We start from the raw sequence: 24,393 nt of genomic DNA on the forward strand, positions 1-24,393 counted from the left end.
GCCCGACTTCATTAAGATTAAGCCAGAAAAGATCATTTATCATAAAGATCAATATTCCACAAACCAGGCCAATTTGTCTGTACTTAAAAGAAAATGAGTGAGCTATTATTCCTATAACAGGATTTTCATATTACTAATCCCCATCATCTAAACGAGACCGCCGAAAAGAGTTGCGTTCTAAATACTCATCTTCAATTTTTCGCAACTCCTAAGGACCTAAGACGCCGTTAAGCACTGCTTTTTAAGGTAATCAATCTGCTGGCAACGGATTCGGCAGCACGTTTCCCGGCAAGAAATGCATGATCCGAATTATAATACTCCCACTCGCTGTATCTCCCGGAAAGCGTTATATCCTGTTGAAGCAACCAGTCGCGTATGAGTGCCACGTTTTTCCTTCGCTGATGGTCATACACAACGTAAGCGTAAGGCATATCCACCTGATTGGCGCAGATCACCTTATCTTCTGAGGTAAATAGTCCAACGCGAATACAGTCTTCGATGCAACGCTGAATTAATGCCTGGCCTTCAAGCGCCAATGGATAGCCGGGACAATATGTCATTTCGCAGGTCAACCCGAATCCACCATCAGGGTTACAGTGTGGGCTGGCATTCCCCTGAAGAAAAATTCGATGGAATATCGTATCACCTGGATAGTAGATCCAATGCTTATCACTTAAAGCTGGTCGATTAATTCCAAGATTAACGCAGCGCACGGATACATGACGTAGCGTCTGTGCTGCCGCCCTAATCGACGGTGGCGCCTCACCGCCAATCAGCCTGACCAGTTCTGGTAGCGGCAATGTACTGATCAACTGCTGAAAATGGTATTTGTGGCCATTCGCCAGTACCACCATATGCTCACGCGGAAAAATGTTGACGATTTCCGCATCAGTACGTAACTCACCTTTCATATGAGGTAAAAATCCATCCATTAAAGCCTGGAATCCACCTTTAAGGGGATAACCGAACCGCGCGTTTGGCCCCAGCTGCCTGCCCAGAGGGGCCAATGCGCCAGTAATAATCTGGTTCAAATCGGGTAACGGTACGCGTCCACCAAGCCATGATGTATCCATCTCTGACAGTGGGACCTTCCACAGCTTCCGGTTGTATGGAATGGCAAAATGTTCAGCAATTCCTTTACCCCACGTTGAGTAAATAAATCGCTCAAAATTTTCTGTCGGATGTATGTCCGATGTCAGGCGGCACTTCAGTTCGTTCATGCCACCATCCGCACAGCAGTCCTCATGTGCTAACTCATCAGCTTGGCCGGGGTCTGGCTCTGGCTCTGGCTCTTTCGCTTCAACTAAACCGTAACGCGCTTCGATTGCGCCTAAAATACACTCGCTAATGACCTTCGGGGGTAATCCAAACAAAGCAGACTGAAACGGATAGCGTGTATAAACTTCGTGACTATAAACCCAGGCTTCACGCACCTGCCAATGCTGGTTGCTTCCCAGCAACAGGTCATAAAGCTTCAGTACATAAGGATCGTTGGTAAACATAATATGGCCAGCATGGTCAAAGGTGAAACCCCGGTCATAAATAGACCGGCACCAACCCCCGGTATGCGCATTTTTTTCCAGCAAAATCGTATTTTTACCATAATGGTAAGCAGCACTGAGCCCGGTGGGCCCTCCGCCTAAAATCAGGCATTCAACCGTGTTGCCTTCAGGTAGTGAGACACTGCTTCCGGTAATCTTATCAGTAAATGATTCCACACTTTCCGATTCACCACTCAGCACCTTTTTCGAAATTAATTCAAACATGGCGTTGGCAGTTTTGTCCCAGGAAGTATTTGCTAATACCGACGCCATGCCATTAATCATGGTCTCCCGCGCTTGCGGTGTCAGTTGTAAAGCCTCAGCACACAATGTAATAAAACGATCGTGCGAATCGGCAATACTGACCAAATTTGAATAATGTTTTATAACATCGGGGATGGCGCTGCTAACAATTGGCAATCCGGCAGCCATATATTCCAGAACTTTCGTTGGGCTGATATAACGTGTCGCATCGTTTAACGCGAAAGGCATTAAGCAAACATCCCAGTCTGCGAGGAAATGGGGTAAAGCAGCATACGGTTGCTGACCAAACCAGTAGATATTATCACGCTGCGGCAGCGTCGACGGGTCAATTTTTACTATCGGGCCGACCATGATGACCTGCCAGTCAGGATGCATATCAGCCAGTTTTGCGATTAACGCCATATCTAATCTTTCGTCAATAACGCCGTAATACCCGAGCCGCTGGGAAGGCAGCATTTTCTGTAAGGGATGACCATTGCTGCGATCCAAAGCCTGTTCAAAATGCGCGGTATCAACGCTGCTGGGGAAGCAGTATACAGCAGAGTGTCTGGCTTTTTTCGCTTCGTATAAACTACTGCCACCTGTGAACACCAAATCAGCACAGCCTAACAATGCTGATTCACGCTGACGCATCTGACGCGGGGCTTTATCAAAAGCTGATAGCTCATCCATACAATCATAAATAATGGCAGCAGGTTTATAGCTTGTCAGCAGCGGTAAGGCCATCGGGGTATAAAACCAAACCACCGGACGGTCATGTGGCTCTATAAGACCTGAAAATAAGGGCTTTAAAATGGAAATCTGGCTGTCATGGAACCCACATGCGTCAATATTTGAATGCGGCACGATTACATTTATATTTGGTCCTGCCTGATATTGATTTAAATAAGGTTCTCCGCTGTCATACACGGGTTCCTCAATAAAAATGATACGGAAGTATTGCGCCAATCTGGATAAAATATGTTGAGGACGCTGATAAACAAACCCCCAACGCAGATGACTGAACACGATCAAAGTATGATGATTCATGGCTAACTCCTTCTTTTGTTCAGCCCTGATGACAAATCGCTGAAAATGTCGTAGCTGACGCTGACAATTCAATAGGGTATGTGCGTACGAGGCATGCAGAATCCTGGCATGAGCAGCGCCTTCACCAGATGTTACGTCCCAAAGTCCAGCCTGCGGCCAGTGGTCTGGATTTTCCCAAAGCGGCCGATCAATAACTGGATACAAACAGATGCCTGAAATCTCGACACCGTTGAGCTGTGCCTGTGCAACCTGAGCGGTGATATCGTTTAACCATGCAGACCTTCCGCTGCCAAAATGGCTGGTTTCAGCAAGCAATACCGGAGTGTTGTAACGTTGATAAACTTTTTTCAGAAGGGTATGTAACGGCAAGCGACGGGGGTCGCCTAAATGCCAATCCAGCGGTAGCCCCGAATCCGCTTCCCATTGATTACTGTGATAATAATTTGCCCCAACCATATCAAGTAAATGGGGCGCTCCGCCTAATTCAGGATTCGTTCTGCCTGAAAGCATATCCCAGGCCTGGAACTGAGCCTGATTCATTGCTTTTGCATGTTCATGACATGCGGCAGACGATTGGTCAACGACGAGATTAATAATGGGATCGCAGTGCAGAAATCGTGCCCTGTTATCGGCATCTAATATTGCGTGGCATGCTGCCAGAGCAGCACGTACGAGCTGCTGCTTTACCAAATCAGGATCCCTGAGGCGCGCATCATGACCTGCTGGAAATAAACCAACCGAGATCCCCCAACTGAGGAATGAAATCTCATTTATTGGCGAATAGATGGGTGACTGAGTGTAATAATTCTTCAAATAATCAGCTATTTTAAAGCTCCAGTCTGCAAATCTGGAGATGAAATCAGATGAGAAAAATGTGATATGCTCAGGAAATCCGTAATGACATAACGTCCAGTTAATTTGAATGTTATGGTTTAAGGCTGCATGCATCTTCTCCCTGAGAGTTTGGTATTGTGCTTTATTATTGACAGCGGCAATACGCCAGCCAACACTTTCCCGTATCGTATTTATACCGAAACGATTCAGGTTAGCATAATCTTCGGCAAATCGGCTTGCGTGACCGTTTACCTCATTCATTGAAAGCCGGATCCCATGAGGGTTTATATGATCCGCACCTTCAAATCCACCTTGCCAGAAGCTACGAAATGTCGCCATGTTTCCTCCCCCGCAAACAGTAATATTCTCTTGAGAAACCTCAGGAAAGGCAGAAGCATGACAACTTGAACCGGCTGACCTTAAAATAAACAGAGCAATCAGATCCTTATAATTCCCCGGGAGATTATCAATCATCGTCAGCTTCAATATATTAACACTCTTAATAACAGTATATGCATGAAGCTAAAAATAGCCAGAAGGTAAAAAATGAACTTTTACTGCTTTGAGTTAGTCATAAGCCTTTTTTGAAAACTTCCGCATCCCTTTAAAAATCGAAACTCATTCACAACAATATAAAGTGACTGTCGGTTAAAAAATATTGGCAATAAAATTCAGTGTGTTAGGTGAAAAACAACACTCATCTCTAGTTTAAAACGACAGCAACAAAAAACAGGTCCATTTCATAATAAAAAACGCTGACCTAACTGACATTAAGCGCATCATTTAAGTAACCGAAGCGATTTTTACAGGACTGTGCCGTGGTTAAATTATTTATTCCGACTACGCTAATCAATAAGGGCTTTTTGATACAAATTTTACGTTTGGTGGTAAGAGGAGAATGAGGATGATAAGCGAATCATTGGTGAATGATGGCAGACACGGAAATGAAAGCGGGACGGGATTGCCGTTAAAACGCATTTCATGGAGTGCAGTTTTTGCAGGTGTGATAACTGCGCTTATTATAACAATTTTACTGAGCCTATTAGGGACCGCGATAGGCATGACCTTAATCGATCCGCAACAGGAACAAAACGACATTAAGTTATTGGGAACCAGTACATTACTGTGGGCAGGCCTTAGCATGATTACCGCGATCTCGGCAGGAGGTTACATCGCAGGCCGGCTTGCACAACGCGAAGGTGCATTACATGGGCTCATGATGTTCGGTGTCAGCACCCTAGCTACTCTTTGGTTAGCTATATATCTGACAAGCAGCATTATTGGGGGTACGTTTAGCATATTAGGCTATACCGCCAATGCGCTCGGAAGCGGAATAAGTACTGTCGCACCATCAGTAGCAAATATGGCTAAAGAAAAACTCGGAGAAAACCAGATTAATATGAACGACATCCAGAGGGAATTAGAAGCGACTCTGGTTCAGACTGGTAAGCCTGAGCTCCAACCTGAAACTTTAAAAAAGGATGCTGCTAATGAGAAAAATAATGCACAGAATCAGGCTGCTAATACCGCAGCAAATCTTAATAATGCCGATAGTGATATCACAAAATGGATTCAGGGTGTGGCCACCCGCCATGAAGATACTTTACAAGCCGTTGACAGGGATGCCCTAAAAAATATCATCAAAGCGCGAACCGGCAAAAGTGATGAAGAGGCAGATCAAATCGTAAACAAAACCGTTCAGAGTTATGAAAAAGCTTTAACTGAATTCAAAAAAATCAAACAACAGGCTGAACAGAAAGCAAGAGAGGTAGCACAAAAGGCTGCGGCCGCTACCGCCAGAGCCAGCTGGTTTACTTTTTTTATGCTGTTAATCGAAGCTATATTAGCAGCTGTGTTTGGTCGTATCGGCAGGCGAACGCAGCCCCGTCAGGTATTGACCACCAATGCTCACCACTGATATCAATCCCCATCCGCTTAGTTCTGCTGCAGCCAGCAGAATTAACCGGGAGGGAAAAGGAAAATGAGTTTCTTTCCGAGCATTTTAAATCTTTAGCGGCAGTTAGACCCGGTTTGGCCGGGAGGCTGACAGGAGTTGCTCCCGCCCTGGATTCAACCGCCATGAAGTGATGTCGGTTTGTTCCGCGTCGGGCCTTCCGTTTCGTCACTGTGCTGCCTCCTAGCAGAGGATAGCTCATTGATGAAGGTTGACGGCAGTCGGTATAATTCTGCCTCAGGTCATTCATCATTTTTCTGGCGTGACGGGTGGCAATGAATCCGTTGTTATTCAGACATTCTTCATAAAAGTCGCCATAAAAATCTTAAGAAGCCTTTCCCGTGTTGAGTTTACTTGCATAAATCTTCGTTCAGCGTATTCCTCAAAGTACCGTTGCTCATGCGCACGTCAGCTAAATTCGGTCTTCTTAAAGCCCAATATAGCCACAAACAGTGAAATTCTATCTGGAATGCGTAGTATGTGAGAGTCCCCACTCCCAAAGCGGGCGATGATCAGCCACTATGCTTTTTACGCCAATATTTCTGAAGGTTCTTTGACACATCAAGAAAGTTAAAAAGGGAGTGAATAAAGTGCTTCAACACCTGGAAAACTCCCGACAGGCAGTAAAGAAGCGGCCAGGGAAAAAGCGACAAAAATAGTTAGAAACTCTAAGTAATAATATTCATCCGCCTCAAGGTGGCTTTTCATTGCCTGCTTTTTGAAAAACGATCTGTGTAGACGACATTCATAAAAAAGAAAGAGGACTCGAATCTTTAATGTCTTTACTACGCTTAAATCACACATTCGTCTGGATGCTGATACCTATAATCATAACAGTGCTAAGTTTAAATTACCCGCTACGCAACATGGAGATGATTATGTCAGAACGTCCAGATGATGTTGATCCGCTTCCTGATGAGGGTGAGCTTCCTGATAGCCAGTTCCCGGATGAAGATGATGATGATCCGGATACAGAGTTTCCTAATGACGAACCGCACAAAAGATAACTTCATAACCGCCTTTCGAGGCGGATTCACTTTAACAAGCCCCTGGTTTTTAAGTTTCTGCGTATTGATTAACTTTGCCAGTTAAAAAAAAGCCCCTGAAGCAGGGGCGAACAGTCCAAACGAAAGGAAAGAATCTCTTTTTTTCATCACCATGTAAAGTATAGCACTTATTGATAGACATCGTCGGGTGTTTGCTCAAGAATAATTTGTAGTGCCATTCGATAAGTATCAAGTAAGGAAGGATCTTTTTCTGATTCCAGCATTTTGACTAATTCCTCGATGGTTTTTTTATTACTAATCATTTTGTTGTATAAAAGTAAATTATTTTCAACTTTGATAATCACTGCTTTGGCTTTAACGTAAAGTGGATCGAGGCTTTTGATACAATCATCGATTTGCGCCTCGCTTGGGTGTTTAATTACCATTTTAGATACCTCAGGAGAATGATGAATATTAAAAGATGACAGAGCGTTATGCTAAGTCAGTTAATCCAGTAATGATAAAAAATCCCTGAAAAACGGTGGATTCTTTGGCTTCAGGGGCAGAGCAAAGCACTCGTTTTTAACAGGGAGCAAGCAGTTACAGTAAGTATGGTCAATATCGTCTTCTTTGCGATCTTTTTATATGGCGTTCAGTTTGTGAACTCTGCCGCTTATGACCAGACTGCTTCATCGATTATGTCCATAAATTTAGATGGGCAAGCTCGTTGCCAGACAGGAAAACTTTCATAATACATCGAAGATGGTGCGCTTACAGCTTTTGATATTTTATTCCAGAGACAGACAGCACCAAAAAATGCCTCCGCAAAGGGAGGCTTGAAAAGCGTGACATTAAAAGACGCCGCTCAGTCATCTGAGCGAAGCAGACCGGCAAATAATTCAGCACCCTCTTTATATTATGTTAACGTTTTTAACACAGATCCATTGGGGATTTGTTCCCGTACAAACGTTACGGGGCGTGGCTACACGACTAGATTAGCCCCTTAGATCACCAGACACTTCGCCTCTCTTATAATAAGAGGTAGTCTTGGAACTATGTTTAACACCAGTCAGAATAATAAGATGGTTGAAGTGTTATCAGGACCGGAGCGGCGTCGGCGCTATTTTTTAGGCGGTTTTTTCACAGGTCGTTGCGCTGCTGCTTCATTTTCGATGGGCGGAACGGCACCAATATCGGTTCCCGTCACCGGGTTTACCTTCGCATCGGAAGCCGTTCGTGCCGCAAGCGCATCAATTGCCGCCTGTTGTTTCGCTGGCAGCTGAACGCTCGCCGATCCGTCTCCCCCGTCAACGGCTGGCGACGGATCGGCGACATAACTGAAGTTTTCGTCAGAATTCCAGCTTCCACGGACTTCTCCGCCAGCGGACATGTTGTAATAGACGCCCGCGTATTTTTCAATCGGCGGGAGTTTCCCCGGCGGAAAATTATTCTGAATAGAATAAAGCGCCTTTTCGAATGAAATCTGGTGCGCGACTTCCCGGGTCATGAGGAATCCCAGCGCGTCCTTTACCCCCGGGTCGTCAGTCATGTTTATCAGGCGTTCATACAGGATTTTTGCGCGCGCCTCGGCAGCAATATTAGAGCGAAGGTCGGCAGTGACTTCACCAATGGTGTCGACGTAGGCGGCTGTCCAGGGTACGCCACCGGAATTTGTTAAAGCTGGGCCTCCCCCATACAACAGAGCTGTCAGATGGCTGTCGTTACCGTTGCCGGTAATGCTACGGTACAAGTCGCCTTCTTGTTCAGTACCTTCTGCCAGATCCCCTTTTGCGCCTTTGTTGAGCATGCCAACCAGTGAACCGATAATCTCCAGATGGCTCAGTTCTTCGGTGGCAATATCCATCAGCATGTCTTTACGCCCGGCGTCTTCATCGCCCAGTCCCTGAGTAAAGTAGCGGCATGCAGCTGCCAGCTCGCCCTGGGGGCCCCCAAACTGCTCAAGCAATAAATTAGCGAGCCCCGGATTAGGCCCCGCAACGCGTACTGTGTACTGCAGTTGTTTAACGTGTCTGAACATCATTCACTCCTGTTAACCAGTTTTACGGGCGTAAAAATGTCCGCCTTAAGCGGGTTTTAAAGCACAGCTTTATTTTTTTGCTTCCACGCCAGGCGTGGCAGAGCGGATCATAAATTGTTCCGTCACGTCGGGAAGGTGCTGCAGGCACCATTCGGCCATGGCTATTTCCTGCTCGCGGATTTGAGAAAAGATGCGCACGCCCTCCGCATCGCCGACAAGTTTTGCGGAGGCAATCAGGGACGTATAACTGCCGATTTCGAGGTTCTCAAAAACGTAACCGCTGATGGCGCCTTTTACCACTTCATCATCCGCCATCATGCCGCCCATCGCCTGTCCCAAAGCCGACAGCTTGCCCATCGCATCCTTGAGGCTGGAACTTGATGTGTCATAACGTTCAATAACGGACTGGACAAGGACCTGCTGTTCACGCGTTTCTTCAATATGCTGATCGATGCGCGCTTTGAGGTCCGGATAATGTTCAAGCCGGCCGGACATTTTCTCCAGCATGCTTTCTGCCTGCTTTTCCATTGCGTGGGCATCTTTCACCCAGGCCAGATAGTTCTCTTCATGCGTCATGGTGTACCTCTCAGGTTAACGATGTCCCCCTGATCCGGAATCAAGTAGGGTTCAGGGCCTGCGGACCTGATTACTTACCCAGGCTCTGCTCAGTAAGCGTTACGTGCAATGTTCAATCACATGAGGAAATCAGAAAGCGCTAACAGCCTATTGCTGCTCCGCGATGATGGTCAGTTTTTCGTCGGTCGCTTTCTCTTCCTGCAGCGTCTCAGCCAGCAGGCGGGCCGCCTCTTTATATCCAAGCTTTGTGGCAAGCGCTTGCAGGGTGCCGTAAGTGGCAATTTCATAGTGCTCAACCTTCTGCGCGGCACCTATCAGCCCGGCGTCACGTACGGAGCCCGCCTCGACCGAATCAATTATTTCCTGCGCTTCTTCAGCCAGGCCTTCAAGGGCATGACACTTCATACGTTTTATCTTCACGCCTTCGGTGCTCTCTACCAGCTGGTCAATTCTTTCAATCTGCCCCTGGGTTTCTTCCAGGTGCTGCTGAAACGCGGCAATCAGCTTCTCATCCGTAGCTGCCCTGGCCATTTTCGGCAGGGCGCGGGTGATTTGCTTCTCTGCACTGTAGATATCAGACAGATCGTGAATGAATAAATCTTCCAGAGTTTTAATCGTCATAATAATCTCCCAAGACGTATTGTTAACATTGCATAAAATATTTTTCATCCTGACAAATTTTAGACCTTTATTTAAATTCAGGCGCACATCAGGAGGTTCAATTAATCGATTAGGAATAATCCTAGTGGAAGATCATTACAATAAAGCAGGAAAATACATGGAAGACCATACAATTTAAGAAATAGTTAAAGCCTGCAATCACCGGACGATGATTGCAGACTATGGTTAAGCAACTCAGTGCAGCTGACCGGCATTCTCTCGCGTTACCGCTTGGCTTCGGTGGTTGTTCTGTCAGCCTTTCCAACCGCCTTTAGACGCCTTTTCGCGGTCTTCGGAAAAGTTGCCGGAATTACCACAATGCTGAGTCATATTAATGTCCTCTTCGTGTCATAATTTAACACCTCAAATATTTCTCATCTAATCATGATAGCGCTTAGGTGTGCCTTATGCAGTGTTAATGCTAGCAAGAACTTCAAGTGTTCAAATAGGTTATGGAACCTAACATCATTTCGAAAATAATCTCTAATCGCCCGCTTCGTTTATTTTCCACTAATGAGTTAAGTGTGTTTTTTAACAATAACAGGGGGGAGGTATTCACGCTGATGATGCAGGCACCTTTCTGGATTAATATCTCTAAACGATTCCTGCTGGTCAGAACAGGAGGAATAGGCCCCATGCACTGGCTGCTGCGCGGGCAACGCTTTTAGTCATACCGTTGCGCTGGAAGCAGCCATGCCCGGAACGAGTATCACTTTCCGACATTCTTCCTGACGTTTCTCAAATATTTCATACCCGCGGGCGGCATCTTCGAGGGGAAGATGGTGGGTGACGATTTCCTCCGGCTTAAGATGTCCCTGCTCAATAAGGGCAAGAAGATCCGGCAGATAAGCATGCACATGCGTCTGCCCCATTTTGAACGTTAATCCCTTATCGAAGGCGTCTCCAAACAGGAAGCCGTGTATGAACCCTGCATAGACGCCCGGGACGCTGACCGTTCCGCCTCGGCGCACGGCGGCAATACACTGACGCAGCGCTTTGCCACTGCTACCTTCAATTTTCAGGGTCGTCATGATGGTTTCAGTCATGCTCCCCTTGGCTTCAAAGCCCACCGCATCGATAACAGCGTCCACACCCCGGTTGCCACGGGTGTTCTCGATAATCCACGCCGCCGGATCGTCAACTTTGTCAAAGTTAACGGGAATGGCGCCGTAGCGATCACGGGCAAAAGTCAGGCGATAATCGTTGTGATCTATCATAAATATCTGTTCAGCGCCCTCAAGGCGTGCACACGCGGCGCTTAAAAGCCCCACCGGGCCTGCGCCAAAGATGGCAACGCTCGATCCTTTCTTCACCTCTGCGTTTTTAACCGCCTGCCATGCTGTCGGCAGGATGTCCGAGAGAAAGAGCACTTTTTCATCTGACAACGTATCCGGCACCTTAAACGGCCCCGTATTGGCTTTGGGGACGCGCACATATTCTGCCTGCCCGCCGGGGATCCCCCCGTAAAGATCACTGTAGCCGAACAGCGCAGCCGGAGGCGTCATATGCTTAGGGTTAAGGGCTGCGCCGTTTCCGCTGTTAGTCTTCTCACAGGCAGCGTACTGGCTTAGATGGCAGAAAAAACAGTCACCGCAGGCAATCACAAACGGGATAACCACTCGGTCCCCCTTACTGACTGCCGTTACCGCCGCCCCGGCTTCGACCACTTCGCCCATAAATTCGTGACCGAAAATATCGCCATGGTGGGTTCCCGGAATTTTACCCCGGTAGAGATGAAGGTCAGAGCCGCAGATTGCGGTGGCTGTCACGCGCAGAATAATATCATCAGAAGCCTGTATTCCGGGGTCAGGCATGGTGTCTACGCTGACTTTATGCGGGCCATGATATGTAAAGGCTTTCATATTTCTCGATCCTTTCTGAGGTTTTCCGGGCGACCACGCAACCGTGAGTGAGAGATATACCGCTGAAGTCTGCCGAATGGCTGCCTGAAAACGTTATGTCATTAAGGGAATCCTCAGGTATCCAGACTGAACCGCCTGAGTAATCGGGGATATTAATAGGGACTTTACAGCGCTCCGGTACCGCCATCACTGCACCATGTCAACACCACGACTGGCTGGCCGTTTTGGGATGCGGACGACTTTCTGGACTTTCAGGAGATGAATTATGTTTCCCGAAGCGGACCGCAACCTGCCGTGCGCAGCGGATATATCCCCCTTAAAAACCGGCGCGTCACCGGTTTTTTATAACTGACTTACGTTGTCTACCATTTGTACTGATTAGAGTCTTCCCAGTCCTGAAGCTCTTTTTCCGCCTGCTCCTTGCCGTAACCGTAGCGCTCCTGGATACGGCCAACCAGCTGGTCACGCTTCCCTTCCGCCACGTCCATATCGTCATCGGTGAGCTTGCCCCACTGTTCCTTCACTTTGCCTTTGAACTGCTTCCAGTTTCCGCTGATGCGATCTTCGTTCAGGTTGGTCTCCTTTTTTAACTGGCGGGTTGCCACCGGGCAACCTGTGTACAGAGCTTTATGCTAATCAGTATGGTTCAAGAGGATCAACTTTCCTGCACAAAGTCACATTTATGGATTTTCCTTAAGTAATGCCAGCCGAAACGGCAGGATGGCCTTACGGAAAGACTACCTTTCCGGCCGCAGGCCTTTTCCGCAACCGGCATCACTCGCTATACCCACCATGGCGCGCGGAGGAAAGGTGCTCTGCGCGGTTTATGTCTGTTATATTACTTTTCTTTCAGGCAATTAAGGAGTTCAGCTCCGAGTCAAGCCATCAGGAATAGGTCCCCGATAAAATTAGAAATCATCCCTTTATTAGCTGGTTCATCAGCAGCGTTATACTGGTTATGCTGTCGGTCGGTATGACCTGGATGGTACTGAGTGCCACCTCGCTGGGTGAAATGTAGGTGCGAATCGATGTGCGCTTCAATGGAATAGTGCCCCCACAGTTGATGAACTTTGACCCGGGGTTTAATCTGCCCTCTCTAAAAGGGAGAGCTTATAGTCACTTTCGAGAACGTTATGGAAATTCAGATTCTTCATAAGCGGGAAATGAGCATCCGCAGTATTGCTACTCAGCTGGGTGTTTCCCGTAATACCGTAGATTAATACCTTATAAGCCTGCCGGTGCAACCTGTCTATACACCACGTCCGCCGGCAGCGAGTCTTCTCGACTTTTACCGGGATTACATCCGTAAACGGATTGCCGACTCCCTTCCTTACCGGCTTCCGGCTACGGTGCTACATCGGGAAATAAAGTCTCAGCGCTATTCTGGTTCGTTGTCATTATTGCGACATTTTTTGCGTACCGAACCCAAGTCGTTACCTGCCGGACCTGTGATCCGTTTTGAGACCGACCCCGGCCATCAGATGCAGGTCGACTGGGGCACTATGCGTACCGGGCACTTCCCGCTTCACGTCTTCGTTGCCGTCCTGGGTTATAATATCGAGTTCACCGATAACATGCGCTATGAGACGATGAAAAGCTGTCATCGTAATGCCTTCAGGTTCTTCCAGGGCATGCCTCAGGAAATCCTGTGCGACAACATGAAAACCGTGGTGATCCAGCGGGATGCATATCAGACCGGTTATCACCGCTTCCATCCGTTACTGTGGCAGTTCGCGAAAGAAATGGGCTTCACGCCCCGGCTATGCCGACCGTTCCGTGCGCAGACTAAAGCCAAGGGGGAGCGGATGGTGGGTTATACCCGGCAGAGGGCAAAGCTTCTATATCCCATTGATGACCCTGCTCAGGCCCGCAGGTATTGCCGTCGATGTTGAGACAGCTAACCGGAAAGGCCGGCGCTAGCTTAGCGAGGTTGCTAACCAGCGGATGCATCAGACCATCCACTGTCGCCCATACGAACGTCGGCTTGAAGATCATCAGGCAATGCTTGCCCTTCATCATGAAAAGCCTGTCGAGCAGTTTATGATAAAAGAAGACATTCACTTCTTTGACCAGAATCCGCTGCACCATCCGCTTTACATCTATGACATGTTCTGTCCGGGAGCTGCATGATGACAGAGTTACAGCATCAGCGGATAGTTGCGCTGGCAGAACAACTTCAGCTGGAAAGTCTGGTTGGTTCTGCTCCCGCACTGAGCCAGCAGGCCGTCAGCCAGGAATGGTGTTATCTCGATTTTTCCGGAACATCTGTTGCCGGACGAATAACTGGCTAGTCATCAGCGCAGACAGGCGATGTACACATATGGCAGTCTTCCCGGCGTTCAAAACCTTCGAAGAATATGACTTTATCTTTGCTACGGGTGCACCATACAAACAGCTGCAGTCCCTGAGATCTCTGAGTTTTATCGAACGGGGTGAAACGTGATACTCCCGGGACCTTCAGGGGTGGGCAAAACACATCTTGCCATCGCACTAGGATACGAGGCTGTGCGGGCTGGTATCAAAGTTCGCTTCACAACTGCGACTGCTCTGCTGCTGCAACTGTCAACGGTACAGCGGCAGGAGCGTTACAAAAATTCGCTGCATCGTGAGGTTCTGACACCGAAACTGCTGTTCATTGACGAAATAGGTTATCTACCGTTCAGTCAGGAAGAAGCAAAATTGTTCTTCCAGGTTGTGGCTAAACGGTAGAAGAAAAATGCAACAATCCTCACCTCTAACCTGCCGTTGGGGCAATGGGATCAGATGCTTGCAGGTGACGCAGCACTGACTTCATCCATGCTGGACAGGATCCTGCATCACTCACACGTAGTCCAGATAAAAGGAGAAAGCTATCGACTAAAACAGAAACGAAAAGCAGGGTTAATAACGGAGCCTAATCCTGAGTAATCAGGTGGGGCAAATTACAACTGCCGTTGTTAAACAAAGGTGGGGCAAAGTTCAACTGCTGTTGATGACAGGCAGATCTCTGGAAGAAGCTGCCCTTCTTTCCAGCTCATACAGGATATTGCCTTTCGTTATGCTTAAACCCTTTGCGGTGAGCGCTATCACTGCTGTTCCGATAGCATACCCAATCATTCCGGCTATTTGTGATTGCATCTCTCTCAAACCCAAGCTACTGAGGGATAGTTTTACTTAAGGATAAAAATAGAAAGAAAATCTGAACTTTCAAGTCCTACTATTATCTTAACTTTTAGGGAGATTATCCCTTGTAACGAAATTCACCCGCTCAGGCGGGTATTTTTTTACCCGTTACGCGTCAAAATGGCAGCACATCTGTTGTATTCATCGTCATCACTTCATGCGTCACGACCCCTATCAGAACAAATAATAGCAGACAGCTTATTGGGAATTATTCTGAACGCATGCCCGCAGCGTTCATCATCAATCTGAAAAGAGAAGCAACAATCCCCAACACCAACACGCTGGTTGAGTAAATGACTATCAGCCAAAACAGCCGCTTCCACCATGCTTTAACGTCGTGGGTGGGCTGTTCGTTCTTTTGACGTGGCAACATTTAATGGTACCCCTCGCCCATACGGGTTTTTCCACGAAAGACGTAATAGCTCCACAAGGTATATCCGAGGATCACCGGGATAATCAGTAAACTGCCAACCAGCATGAATGCCTGGCTCTGCGGGGGCGAAGCGGCTGCCCAAATCGTTATGGAAGGGGGAATGATGTTTGGCCAGATACTGATGCCCAACCCTGAGAACCCTAAAAAGATCAAACCGAGCGTTAAAAGGAAGGGCGAATAGTGCGCTTCACGCTTAACTGCACGCATAATTCCCCACGCGCATACCAGAACCAGCACCGGTACAGGTAAAAACCAGAATATATTAGGCACGCTAAACCAGCGGTGCGCAATAGGGTCATGCGCATAAGGCGTCCACAGGCTGATGCCCCCGACCACAGCCAGCAGCAAATATAATAGCGGTGTGGTTAGTGATGACATTTTTTTATGGAGGTCATGCTCGGTTTTCATGATTAACCATGTACAGCCGAGCAAGGCATAGGCGATGATCAGCCCCAGTCCGCAAAACAGTGTGAACGGCGTCAGCCAGTCCATTGCTGATCCGGCAAAGGTTCGCTCTTTGACTGGAAAGCCATTTAGGATGGTGCCTACGGCTACGCCCTGACTAAAGGTTGCCAGTAACGAACCACCGATAAAAGATTTGTCCCAGAATGCGCGGTGCGCTTCCGTGGCTTTGAAGCGAAATTCGAAGGCCACACCGCGGAAAATCAGTCCGATCAGCATGAGCGTCAGAGGGATAGCCAGCGCGTCCGCGATGACCGCATAGGCAAGCGGGAATGCGCCATAGAGTCCAGCCCCTCCCAGCACCAGCCAGGTCTCATTTCCATCCCAGACTGGCGCGACGGTGTTCATCATAACATCGCGCTCTTGAGCGCTTTTAATAAAGGGAAACAGAATACCAATCCCCAAATCAAAACCGTCCATGACGATGTACATCAACGTGGAGAAAACAATAATGGCAAACCAGATCACTGAGAAGTCAATCATGACTTGTCCTCCTGTGTGTCTTCTAAACTTTCATGCGTTGCAGAAAGGGGACGTGCTGGCGTTTTATCCTGTCCCGGCCCACCTTGCCGGACAGTTTTACCCTCCCCGGTCCGCGGTCCCTTCTTAATAAGCTGCATCATATAGATGTACCCCACCCCAAAGACTGAGGAATAGACCAAAATAAAGGCCAACAGGCTGAGGCTCATCTGCAATTCTCCGTGCGTTGAGACCGCATCTATAGTCCGTTGAACGCCATAGACCACCCAAGGTTGTCGCCCTATTTCTGTGGTGAACCAACCGGCCAATATGGCAATAAGTCCGGATGGGCCCATCACAAGCGCAAACCACAGAAAAGGACGAGATGTATAAAGACGTTTTTTAAAACGTAGCCAGAGGCTGATCACTCCAAGGCTGATCATCAAAAGCCCCATGGCGACCATCACTCTGAAGGACCAGAAAATAACGAGAGAATTGGGTCGATTCTCCTTAGGAAAGCTCTTTAACGCGGGTACCTGCTTCGTCAGTGTATGAGTAAGAATGAGGCTGCCCAGGTAAGGCACCTCGAGAGCATACTTGGTTCGCTCTTCTTTCATGTCTGGAATGCCAAATAACACCAGCGGCGTAGCTTGCCCCGGCGGGTTTTCCCAGTGACCTTCAATGGCGGCTATTTTCGCGGGTTGATGTTCAAGTGTATTGAGGCCATGCGCATCCCCCACCATAGCCTGGATGGGCGCCACCAACAGTGCCATCCATAAAGCCATTGAGAACATTTTTCGGATTGCAGGGATATCATTCCCCCGGAGCAAATGCCATGCACCAGAAGCCCCGACAAAGAATGCACTGGCAAGAAAGGCCGCGATCGACATATGGAATAAGCGATAGGGGAAGGAAGGGTTGAAGATGATTTTGAACCAGTCCTGTGGTACGACGATGCCATTTTCGATCAGGTAACCCTGCGGCGTATGCATCCAACTGTTTGAGGCCAGAATCCAGAATGTTGAGATCAGCGTGCCGAGCGCCACCATACAGGTCGCGAAAAAATGTAATCCAGGTCCTACCCGATTCCAGCCAAATAACATCACTCCGAGAAATCCGGCTTCCAGAAAGAATGCCGTCAGAACTTCATAAGCCAACAGGGGGCCCGTAATACTGCCCGCAAACTGTGAAAAACCGCTCCAGTTAGTGCCGAACTGATAGGCCATAACCAGTCCTGACACCACGCCCATACCAAAATTGACGGCGAACACTTTGGACCAGAAATGGTAGAGATCGCGGTAGGTTTCATTACTTGTTCTGAGCCACATCCCCTCAAGCACAGCGAGGAAACTCGCCAGTCCAATGGTTATCGCCGGGAAAATAATGTGGAACGATACCGTAAAAGCAAACTGAATACGCGCCAGATGAAAGGCATCAAGTCCAAACATTGTCTATCCCCAATCGCGGTAAAGATTATTGAGTATAGTTGCTTGAAAATAAACCATCACTTTTATGATGCGACATAAAGAAAACAATTCGCATTGTGACTCACATTATTACGTTTCTCTTCACATTACCCCCTGAAATATCGAAGCAATTTAAATAACAGTCTTCCAAGAGTTAAATTTAACAATTGTGATGAAACAAACCAGCACCAGCAATAATCCTAACAATTTTGTTCATCACAACCCCATCATGACTCCGCTCATTAACGGAAAGCCAAGCGACAGGGAATAATATTCGACCAACCTCATTGTCGCTGCCGATATCTCATTATTTTTGATAATGTTCTTATTCTTCTTTTTACCAGACTACCACCTTCTGATTAAGGTGCCATTACAAGATTACGTGACATTCTCAATGCATGCTTTTCAGCCTTTTGCTGTGAGACGTTGAATTTTTTACATATATACAGGAGGAAACAAATGAATAATGATGTGATTGAAGTAGCTTCCGAATGAAAGAAATAACTGATTCAGAAAAAACTAACCATCGCTACGGCTGAATCCTGTACTTCAGTCTGGATCGGTATGGCGCTGGCGGCGAGAGTGAAACTAGTCTTTTTTACAGCAGTGGCTTTATCACTTATACCAACCCGACCAAACACCGAGCGTTGAACGTCAGCATGAAAATCCTCGAACGATATACGGCAGTCAGTGAGGCTGCGGTCAGCGAAATGGCCTGAGGCAAAGCCCTTTCTGATGATGCGACAGGCATTGCCGCCGGCGGTTATGCCGGACCTGAAGATGGAGAAAGACAGTACGATTAAAGGTACAGTCTGGTTCGCATAGCGCCTTCCTGAGGGTTGTGTTCATACCAGCCCTAAGTGTTTTTCAGATCAATGCGAAGAAGCGATGAAGAAAACCACTCATCACTGCCTGACTGAATTACTCCTGATACTTGAAGGTTAATCCCCCCTCAGTTGATTATCCATAGTGGTTATTTTACAGTCCAAAGCGATATTTTTTCAAAATAGCCATGAGCTTCTTATTCTTCCCATCGAAATGAGTGGTTGGTGATAACAATCCTTATACTCAGCACAGTTAATAGCTTCAAGCGAAACGAATATAACGGCAAGAAAGAATGCACCCTTATTAAAGCGCAGCGTAAAAACGTCAACTATCACGTTTGTGGCATTTAAGTATTACTCTAACCTTAAAGAGCACCACACACATAGAAAATAAAAAGTTCATGTATTTCGTTTCACAAAGAGTAAATATTATGACTGGACATCGTGGCGAGCTAGATAATTTCACAGAAAACAAACACAAAGCATCTATCTGAAGCAGGAAAAAATGGCCAGAACAGTCACTGCGGCTTCTGATAAACCTTTTTAAGAAGGATCAGCAGGAGCAGGGAAATCTCAGCAGCCATCATGGCTGTATCAGATGATTTTTTCTTCTTGCCATAACATTTGTAGCCAAAATATTTGCTACTGGGTAATTGGCTTTAGGATATTTAAAGACCATTACGGACCGGGCGCAAGGCCCGCTGTAAACGAGGATCGGAAGTTTGCAATTGTTATCATCGTCGAGGGGGACTTTACTAGCACAACCTTATGTTAATCAACGGGGAGCAAGTCACAGTGGCAACTTCCATAACAATCCGGAGCGGGCTTTCGAGGCAGGCCGTAAGGGCGGCAAAATCAGCAGGCGGGGTAAAATGGAAGAAACCCTCGATTAAGCCAGACATTTTTGGGCACCCGAGCGCTATCCTGTATTAATGAGCCTACGGGTATCCATATCGGCCTTATGTGGTGCAAGCTGAAAACTCTTCCCGGACGAACCGTTCGGGCGATTCCCCCGGCTAAGGGGTTATTATGCTCTCTTTAGCGAGCTGAAGCCGCGCTCTATAGCTTCGGTTGTACGCCCTTAAATTGTTGAGGCAGAAGGATGTTGCGGGCAGGCTTACGAAGCATGACCACTTTCGCGTTCAACTGCGAACGCGTCTGATTCAAGGGGAGGACAAAATGCAGCAGGGATTTTACTGGGTTCAGCAGAATGAACAGTATCCACAGGTCTGGTATTTTGCTGATGGAGAAGGCGGCGGCTGGTATCAGTCAGGCCAAGATCTGCCGGTACATCAGGATGATTTTGACAGGCAGGGATACCACGTCGTGAGCGAAAAGCTTGAACCGCCAGGCAGCTAAGATTAGCTTCGGGCGGTTCAGTCAGCTGATTTTGAACCAGCTTTATTAAAATAGTGATTCAGTTCACGCAGCCTGAACAGATAGCTGGCGGTAATTATGACCTCAATAGATTGACTAACAACTATAGTAATTTCCGCTTTTGCCCTTTACCGGATCTGATGCAGGGCACACAGAGTGATCCGGCATTTTTGTATACGGATGTATTCCCTTTTCCGACAAAAAAATGAAACTGCGAGGATGTAATACAAACAACTACACAAGGCCTATTATGCACTCAGTGACTAAAATTTTGCACTCGCTGCTTACCGGCGGACATGACCGGGCGGTAAAACAGATGGAAGAAGACGACGACGGGCGTAAAGAAGTCACCTCAATCCGGCTGAAGCCACAGACCCGCGCCTACCAGCAGGCGCAGAGTGAGACGCTGGGGATTTCAGTTTCGCAGTGCATCAACATCATCGTGGACGGCGTGGTTAACATTGAAACCTCGCCGCATCAGATCCACATCGAAACCATGTACGATCGTCTGATGCTGCTGTTCGAAAGCCACGGCATTGAACCACTCCAGATGAGACGTAGCTGGCTGGTTATGGGCTCACGCTGTCGAGGCTGAAGTCCCGTGACGCCACCCTGGACCTCATCATGCCGGACCTCATTACGGACGTCAGCAACTGGTTTGTCAACGCTAGGATATTTTTAATGCAGTCACCATTCTGGTTGCCGCTATTCTCCAGTGAAGTGGCCAGTTTCTGCCATTTCACCTTCGTTGATTGGCGCTGAGCTTTTCACCAGCACCCCTGCTTTACGTTTCTCTTTCAACCGGTAGCTTTCTCCTTTGATATTCAGTGTTGTTGAGTGATGCAGCAGCCGATCCAGGATCGCCGTTGCCAATACGTTATCCCCGGACATTTCGCCCCAGTCAGCGAACCTCTTGTTTGACGTCAGGATGATGCTGGCTTTCTCATAACGGCGATTCAGCAGCCGGAAGAACCGGCTCGCTTCTTCCCCGTTCATCGGCAGATAGCCGATTTCATCCAGGATCTGCACCCGCGCGTAGCTCAGCTGCTGCAGCTGTCGGTCCAGCCGGTTTTCCTGCCGCGCTTTCATCAGCGTACCAACCAGTCTGTCCAGTGGCATGAACAGCACACGGTGCTCCGTGTCTGCAGCTTTCACACCCAGCGAGACCGCCAGGTGCGTTTTCCCTACGCCGGGCGGACCCAGCAGGATCACGTTCTCGCTACGCTCAACGAACGCCAGCCCGGCAAGCTCGCGCACCACTTTACGATCGATGCCCGGCTGGAAGCTGAAGTCGAACTGCTCCAGCGTTTTCACCCACGGGAAGCGCGCCTGCTTCAGCCGGGATTCCATTCCCCGCTGGTGCCGCCCGCTCCATTCCTGCTGCAGTGCCATACACACGAACTCGCGGTAGTTCAGCTCCGACTTTGCTGCCTGCTCCAGCAGGCTTTCAACGTGATAGCTCAGGTGGTCCATCTTCAGACGGCTCAGCAGCGACTCCAGCTCGTGCATCACAGCAGATCCTCATAGGTGCTCAGTGGCCGGTGCTCCACGCGACTCACCTGCTGCCACAGCGGGGCGTGATGCTCCGACACCGTCTGCCATCCCGCGCCGGGGGCCGCCAGCCGGTGCGACGCGAGCAGCATCTCGTTACCATAGATGCGCAACTCATCGTCGAGCGTGATGCGGATAGAGACCGGGTGCCCGCACCAGGCCTCCGGCACGCTGTATCGGCTGCCCCCTGACTTCGATGTAACCGTCCCATGTCACGTGACGGATGTCGAAGTAGCTCGTGTCGTAGTCCGTAGCTGGTAGCGGCTGCAGATGGGGCTGCTCCTCTGCGAACCGCTCCGCCGCCGTCTGACGGAACGGGCGAAGCTCACGCTCATCGGCCACCTCTGCAAGCAACTGTTCCAGCTGCTGATTGAGATGAGTGAAGCTGTCGAAGCGGCGATAGCGCACGAAGAAGTTCTCTTTCAGGTACTTCACCATGCGCTCCACCTTGCCTTTGGTACGGGTCCGCCGCGAGCGGCAGGCCCGGGGCGTGAAGCCGTAGTGGTCCGCCAGAAGCTGGAAGCCGGCGTTGAACAGCACATGTCCGTTGTGGTTCCGGAGCATCGCTGCTGTCTGGTTGTCGACCAGCACGGTTTTCACGCCGCCGCCGAAGTAGCGGAAGGCACGCACCAGCGACTCGTAAGTATGCTCCGCGTCCTGATTGTCGTTGGCCCAGGCGTGGAAGCGTCGGGAGAACCCCAGTGTATTGACGGCGAAGTTAACGCGGCATGGCTGACCAGCAACCTTCGCTTCGATGACGCCCCAGTCGTGCTGAAGCTGATAACCCGGCTGGGTTTCAAAGCGCACCGTTTTCCGGGAAGGCCGCATTTTCCGTTTGGGCTGGATGTAGTAGCGCAGCATGGAACGTCCCCCGGTCTAGCCCTGCGCTCTGATTTCCTGGAAGATGATTTCGGCGTTCCAGACGTTTTAGCCCAGCCGCATGTCGATGTAATCCATGTGCGGCTTCAGTTTGGCCATCTTATGGCGCGTCTGGCGTGCCGGAGGCTCGGGATACTGCAGGCAGCGCCGTACGGTCCTTTCGGAGCAGCCGATTTGCGCGGCGATATCGACAATGTAGACGCCCTGCTGGCGCATTTGCTTTATCATGTAAAAGTCCTCTCAGCTCAGCATGATGATTTCCTAAAAGGTGTGGTAAACATCAGCAAACACCATGTTGCGTGGAGCGGACAACATGAATGGTGATTAAAGTCTTATATCAGTGGTGCCGACAGAACGAACATGCTGAAAGATCTGACCGTTAGAAGTGTTAAGGACTCAGCTGCTTTTACCGATCCTAATCTAGTGTGACGTAAATAGTCATCTATGTATAACCAGTATTGCTGGTTAGCCCGACAAGTTTGCCGGGCTTTTTTTTTCAGCCTTTTGCTGCACGGGCTATTGCCTCTTGCAACGCCTTATCACCCGCCATCCCTGGAAACACGGTGGTATTCGCAGCCGTAGCATTCTCTGCCGGCATCACGATAATCCCCGGCGTCCCGGTCAGACCCAGCATTTCAGCCAGCTCATCATTGCCTTTAATCAGGGCATCTGACTGACTGCGCACGCTGACATTTTCCGCTCCCGCACCGGCGGCAGTGGCCACGCTTTCAATATCCTGAGCAGTCAGATGCCCCTCATTATGCCCTGTGCGGTAAATCCCGTTGTGATAGGCCATATAAGCATCAGCCCCCTTCTGCCGCCAGACATCCAGACCGCGGTGGGAAGCCATTGTGGATTCCTGATAACGTCCGGCAAAGATAGTCCAGTCACGGAAGGCAAAACGCACATTCGGATTCGCGGCCATCACTCTCTCCATAATCGGGGCCATTGCGCTGCATACGCTGCATTCATAGTCAAAAAACTGCGTCACAATCACGGCAGATCCAGAAGGACCTTTCACCGGTACGCCATCGAGCTGCATCAGCAGGCGATGGCTGTGTAACACGGCGGATACCAGGGCCTGCCGCTGGAGTTCAGCCTGGCGGGCCTGCAATTTCCGGCTCACTTCAATCAGCACATCGGGGTGGGCTACCAGGTATTCTGCCGCAATCTCACCGATTCTCGCCTGCTGTGCCGGCGTGAAATCAGCCTTCTCTGCTGCAAAAGCATCTGCCGTGGCAAAAGACGTACTCAGGACCAGCGCAAGCGCTGCCGCTTTAAACATTGTTTTCATGGCAAGTTCTCATAATCCGGCATTCAGCCGTAGGGGGTATGTTGACTGCCGGAAAGGGACCGGCAGAGGTGATTAGCGTTCTTTCTGAATATTTCTGGCCCTGTCATGGGACAGTTCTTCCCGTTCGGACTGGCGGCCTCTTGTTTCCGTCGGGATCTCAGGCTGACGCTGTCTTTCCATTTCCCGTGCTGCACTGGCCAGCACTTTTTCTGACAGGTCATTCTGCATATTTTTTAAATGTGCCCGGTTCCGGTCCTGTTCTTCCTGTACCTGTTTCAGCACACCAGGCGGGATCGTTTCGCCAGGGCTGGCGTCAGACGACCAGCGTAAATCTGAAGGGATCTGAACACCTGAAAGCGCACTCAGTACTGCCTGCACAGCAGCACTGTCCGGCAGGTTGTTTTCGCCTGCAAGAGCAGCGGAAGCCTGCCGGACCAGCGATGCATAGTCCGGCTCTTTTTCTCCCGGGAGGGATTGCAGCTGCTGCTTTATCACGTCTGCGATGCGCGTGGTCAGAGAATTCCGCACCTCCATGATGCTACTGATATCAGCGGTTTCCTTCTCTGATGACTGTTCTTCTGGTCTCTTCAAATCCGGTACAGCCTGAGATGTTTCCACTGCATTAAGCGCTGCGAGCAGCGCAGTTTTTTCATCAGGTACAGAAGCATCAACCGGCAGGCCACGAAGTATGTCCTGCAATTCTGACTGTACCAGCCGCAGAAGCGTTGCATCAGGACGCAAG

Annotated in this window: 17 protein-coding genes and 5 pseudogenes; 8 read left to right on the forward strand and 14 right to left on the reverse strand. The window is 49.0% G+C overall.

Annotation, left to right across the window (positions count from 1 at the left end; all coding sequences use genetic code 11):
- Positions 1-227: 227 nt before the first annotated feature.
- Positions 228-4,007, reverse strand: a complete 3,780-nt coding sequence (locus PW844_RS07000; RefSeq protein WP_299449758.1) for an NAD(P)-binding protein — start codon at positions 4,005-4,007, stop codon at positions 228-230.
- Positions 4,008-4,572: 565 nt separating this feature from the next.
- Here PW844_RS07000 and PW844_RS07005 point away from each other — a divergent pair.
- Together PW844_RS07005 and PW844_RS07010 are read left to right on the forward strand one after the other, a co-directional pair.
- On the forward strand, positions 4,573-5,586 hold the full coding sequence (locus tag PW844_RS07005) for a hypothetical protein (protein ID WP_299449733.1): 1,014 nt from the start codon (positions 4,573-4,575) through the stop codon (positions 5,584-5,586).
- Between the two features lie 914 nt (positions 5,587-6,500).
- Entirely contained in the window at positions 6,501-6,629 is a 129-nt protein-coding gene (locus PW844_RS07010; protein WP_299449735.1) for a hypothetical protein, read from the forward strand.
- Between the two features lie 167 nt (positions 6,630-6,796).
- Here PW844_RS07010 and PW844_RS07015 read toward each other — a convergent pair whose 3' ends face one another.
- From PW844_RS07015 to PW844_RS07040, 6 genes are all read right to left on the reverse strand, one after another.
- The gene (locus PW844_RS07015) at positions 6,797-7,054 is read right to left on the reverse strand and encodes a biofilm development regulator YmgB/AriR family protein (protein ID WP_299449737.1); all 258 of its coding nucleotides are present in this window, start codon (positions 7,052-7,054) and stop codon (positions 6,797-6,799) included.
- A 674-nt stretch (positions 7,055-7,728) separates the two neighbouring features.
- On the reverse strand, positions 7,729-8,646 hold the full coding sequence (locus PW844_RS07020; protein ID WP_299449760.1) for a manganese catalase family protein: 918 nt from the start codon (positions 8,644-8,646) through the stop codon (positions 7,729-7,731).
- Positions 8,647-8,715: 69 nt separating this feature from the next.
- Positions 8,716-9,222: a DUF892 family protein gene (locus PW844_RS07025; RefSeq protein ID WP_299449739.1), complete on the reverse strand. Its 507-nt coding sequence runs from the start codon at positions 9,220-9,222 to the stop codon at positions 8,716-8,718.
- A 147-nt stretch (positions 9,223-9,369) separates the two neighbouring features.
- Positions 9,370-9,843 carry a ferritin-like domain-containing protein gene (locus PW844_RS07030; protein ID WP_299449741.1) on the reverse strand — a complete coding sequence of 158 codons (474 nt, stop codon included), beginning with the start codon at positions 9,841-9,843 and terminating at the stop codon, positions 9,370-9,372.
- Between the two features lie 707 nt (positions 9,844-10,550).
- A complete protein-coding gene (locus PW844_RS07035; protein WP_299449743.1) occupies positions 10,551-11,744 on the reverse strand; it encodes a zinc-dependent alcohol dehydrogenase in 1,194 nt (397 codons plus the stop codon).
- 362 nt (positions 11,745-12,106) lie between these two features.
- Positions 12,107-12,316, reverse strand: coding sequence for a CsbD family protein (locus PW844_RS07040; protein WP_299449762.1), 210 nt, complete (start codon positions 12,314-12,316; stop codon positions 12,107-12,109).
- A 540-nt stretch (positions 12,317-12,856) separates the two neighbouring features.
- On the opposite strand from PW844_RS07040, the pseudogene istA (PW844_RS07045) reads away from it, so the two are divergent.
- Together istA (PW844_RS07045) and istB (PW844_RS07050) are read left to right on the forward strand one after the other, a co-directional pair.
- Positions 12,857-13,874 (forward strand): annotated as a pseudogene (istA, locus tag PW844_RS07045) (IS21 family transposase).
- A pseudogene (gene istB, locus PW844_RS07050) lies at positions 13,871-14,651 on the forward strand (IS21-like element helper ATPase IstB). The pseudogenes istA (PW844_RS07045) and istB (PW844_RS07050) overlap by 4 nt, the downstream one beginning before the upstream one ends.
- Before the next feature lie 463 nt (positions 14,652-15,114).
- Here the strand turns inward: istB (PW844_RS07050) and PW844_RS07055 are convergent.
- From PW844_RS07055 to PW844_RS07065, 3 genes are read right to left on the reverse strand one after another with little or no spacing between them, the layout of a single operon-like run.
- Positions 15,115-15,279 (reverse strand): DUF2474 domain-containing protein, encoded by a 165-nt coding sequence (locus tag PW844_RS07055; protein ID WP_299449745.1) that lies wholly within the window; start codon positions 15,277-15,279, stop codon positions 15,115-15,117.
- On the reverse strand, positions 15,280-16,284 hold the full coding sequence (cydB, locus tag PW844_RS07060) for a cytochrome d ubiquinol oxidase subunit II (RefSeq protein ID WP_299449747.1): 1,005 nt from the start codon (positions 16,282-16,284) through the stop codon (positions 15,280-15,282).
- Complete coding sequence (locus PW844_RS07065) at positions 16,281-17,708, reverse strand: cytochrome ubiquinol oxidase subunit I (RefSeq protein ID WP_299449749.1); 1,428 nt, start codon at positions 17,706-17,708, stop codon at positions 16,281-16,283. The genes cydB and PW844_RS07065 overlap by 4 nt, the downstream gene beginning before the upstream one ends.
- Positions 17,709-18,280: 572 nt before the next feature.
- Here PW844_RS07065 and PW844_RS29395 point away from each other — a divergent pair.
- The 4 genes and pseudogenes from PW844_RS29395 (at position 18,281) to PW844_RS07080 (ending at position 20,522) form a co-directional block, all read left to right on the forward strand.
- Positions 18,281-18,445, forward strand: coding sequence for a CinA family protein (locus PW844_RS29395; RefSeq protein WP_367187750.1), 165 nt, complete (start codon positions 18,281-18,283; stop codon positions 18,443-18,445).
- An 881-nt stretch (positions 18,446-19,326) separates the two neighbouring features.
- Positions 19,327-19,443: pseudogene (locus tag PW844_RS07070) on the forward strand (general stress protein); the annotation flags it as partial.
- Between the two features lie 286 nt (positions 19,444-19,729).
- A complete protein-coding gene (locus PW844_RS07075; protein WP_299449751.1) occupies positions 19,730-19,909 on the forward strand; it encodes a hypothetical protein in 180 nt (59 codons plus the stop codon).
- A 268-nt stretch (positions 19,910-20,177) separates the two neighbouring features.
- Positions 20,178-20,522 (forward strand): hypothetical protein, encoded by a 345-nt coding sequence (locus PW844_RS07080; RefSeq protein WP_299449753.1) that lies wholly within the window; start codon positions 20,178-20,180, stop codon positions 20,520-20,522.
- Between the two features lie 110 nt (positions 20,523-20,632).
- Here the strand turns inward: PW844_RS07080 and istB (PW844_RS07085) are convergent, their stop codons facing one another.
- The 4 genes and pseudogenes from istB (PW844_RS07085) to PW844_RS07100 form a co-directional block, all read right to left on the reverse strand.
- A complete protein-coding gene (istB, locus tag PW844_RS07085; RefSeq protein WP_299449764.1) occupies positions 20,633-21,436 on the reverse strand; it encodes an IS21-like element helper ATPase IstB in 804 nt (267 codons plus the stop codon).
- A pseudogene (gene istA, locus PW844_RS07090) lies at positions 21,436-22,585 on the reverse strand (IS21 family transposase). Before istA (PW844_RS07090) ends, istB (PW844_RS07085) begins: the two are co-directional and overlap by 1 nt.
- Before the next feature lie 268 nt (positions 22,586-22,853).
- Positions 22,854-23,651 carry a DsbA family protein gene (locus PW844_RS07095; RefSeq protein ID WP_299449755.1) on the reverse strand — a complete coding sequence of 266 codons (798 nt, stop codon included), beginning with the start codon at positions 23,649-23,651 and terminating at the stop codon, positions 22,854-22,856.
- 72 nt (positions 23,652-23,723) lie between these two features.
- Positions 23,724-24,393 (reverse strand): annotated as a pseudogene (locus PW844_RS07100) (conjugal transfer protein TraI); the annotation flags it as partial.

Origin of the sequence: Pantoea sp. (genome assembly GCF_028283705.1) — a bacterium.
Classification (GTDB): domain Bacteria; phylum Pseudomonadota; class Gammaproteobacteria; order Enterobacterales; family Enterobacteriaceae; genus Pantoea.

Coding starts and splice junctions, on each gene's coding strand:
- PW844_RS07005 (WP_299449733.1), top strand. CDS start 4,573: ATGATAAGCGAATCATTGGTGAATGATGGCAGACACGGAAATGAAAGC.
- PW844_RS07010 (WP_299449735.1), top strand. CDS start 6,501: ATGTCAGAACGTCCAGATGATGTTGATCCGCTTCCTGATGAGGGTGAG.
- PW844_RS07055 (WP_299449745.1), bottom strand. CDS start 15,279: ATGTTGCCACGTCAAAAGAACGAACAGCCCACCCACGACGTTAAAGCA.
- PW844_RS07000 (WP_299449758.1), bottom strand. CDS start 4,007: ATGGCGACATTTCGTAGCTTCTGGCAAGGTGGATTTGAAGGTGCGGAT.
- PW844_RS07025 (WP_299449739.1), bottom strand. CDS start 9,222: ATGACGCATGAAGAGAACTATCTGGCCTGGGTGAAAGATGCCCACGCA.
- cydB (WP_299449747.1), bottom strand. CDS start 16,284: ATGATTGACTTCTCAGTGATCTGGTTTGCCATTATTGTTTTCTCCACG.
- PW844_RS07030 (WP_299449741.1), bottom strand. CDS start 9,843: ATGACGATTAAAACTCTGGAAGATTTATTCATTCACGATCTGTCTGAT.
- PW844_RS07095 (WP_299449755.1), bottom strand. CDS start 23,651: ATGAAAACAATGTTTAAAGCGGCAGCGCTTGCGCTGGTCCTGAGTACG.
- PW844_RS07080 (WP_299449753.1), top strand. CDS start 20,178: ATGCACTCAGTGACTAAAATTTTGCACTCGCTGCTTACCGGCGGACAT.
- PW844_RS07065 (WP_299449749.1), bottom strand. CDS start 17,708: ATGTTTGGACTTGATGCCTTTCATCTGGCGCGTATTCAGTTTGCTTTT.
- PW844_RS07015 (WP_299449737.1), bottom strand. CDS start 7,054: ATGGTAATTAAACACCCAAGCGAGGCGCAAATCGATGATTGTATCAAA.
- PW844_RS07035 (WP_299449743.1), bottom strand. CDS start 11,744: ATGAAAGCCTTTACATATCATGGCCCGCATAAAGTCAGCGTAGACACC.
- istB (WP_299449764.1), bottom strand. CDS start 21,436: ATGCACGAGCTGGAGTCGCTGCTGAGCCGTCTGAAGATGGACCACCTG.
- PW844_RS07075 (WP_299449751.1), top strand. CDS start 19,730: ATGCAGCAGGGATTTTACTGGGTTCAGCAGAATGAACAGTATCCACAG.
- PW844_RS07020 (WP_299449760.1), bottom strand. CDS start 8,646: ATGTTCAGACACGTTAAACAACTGCAGTACACAGTACGCGTTGCGGGG.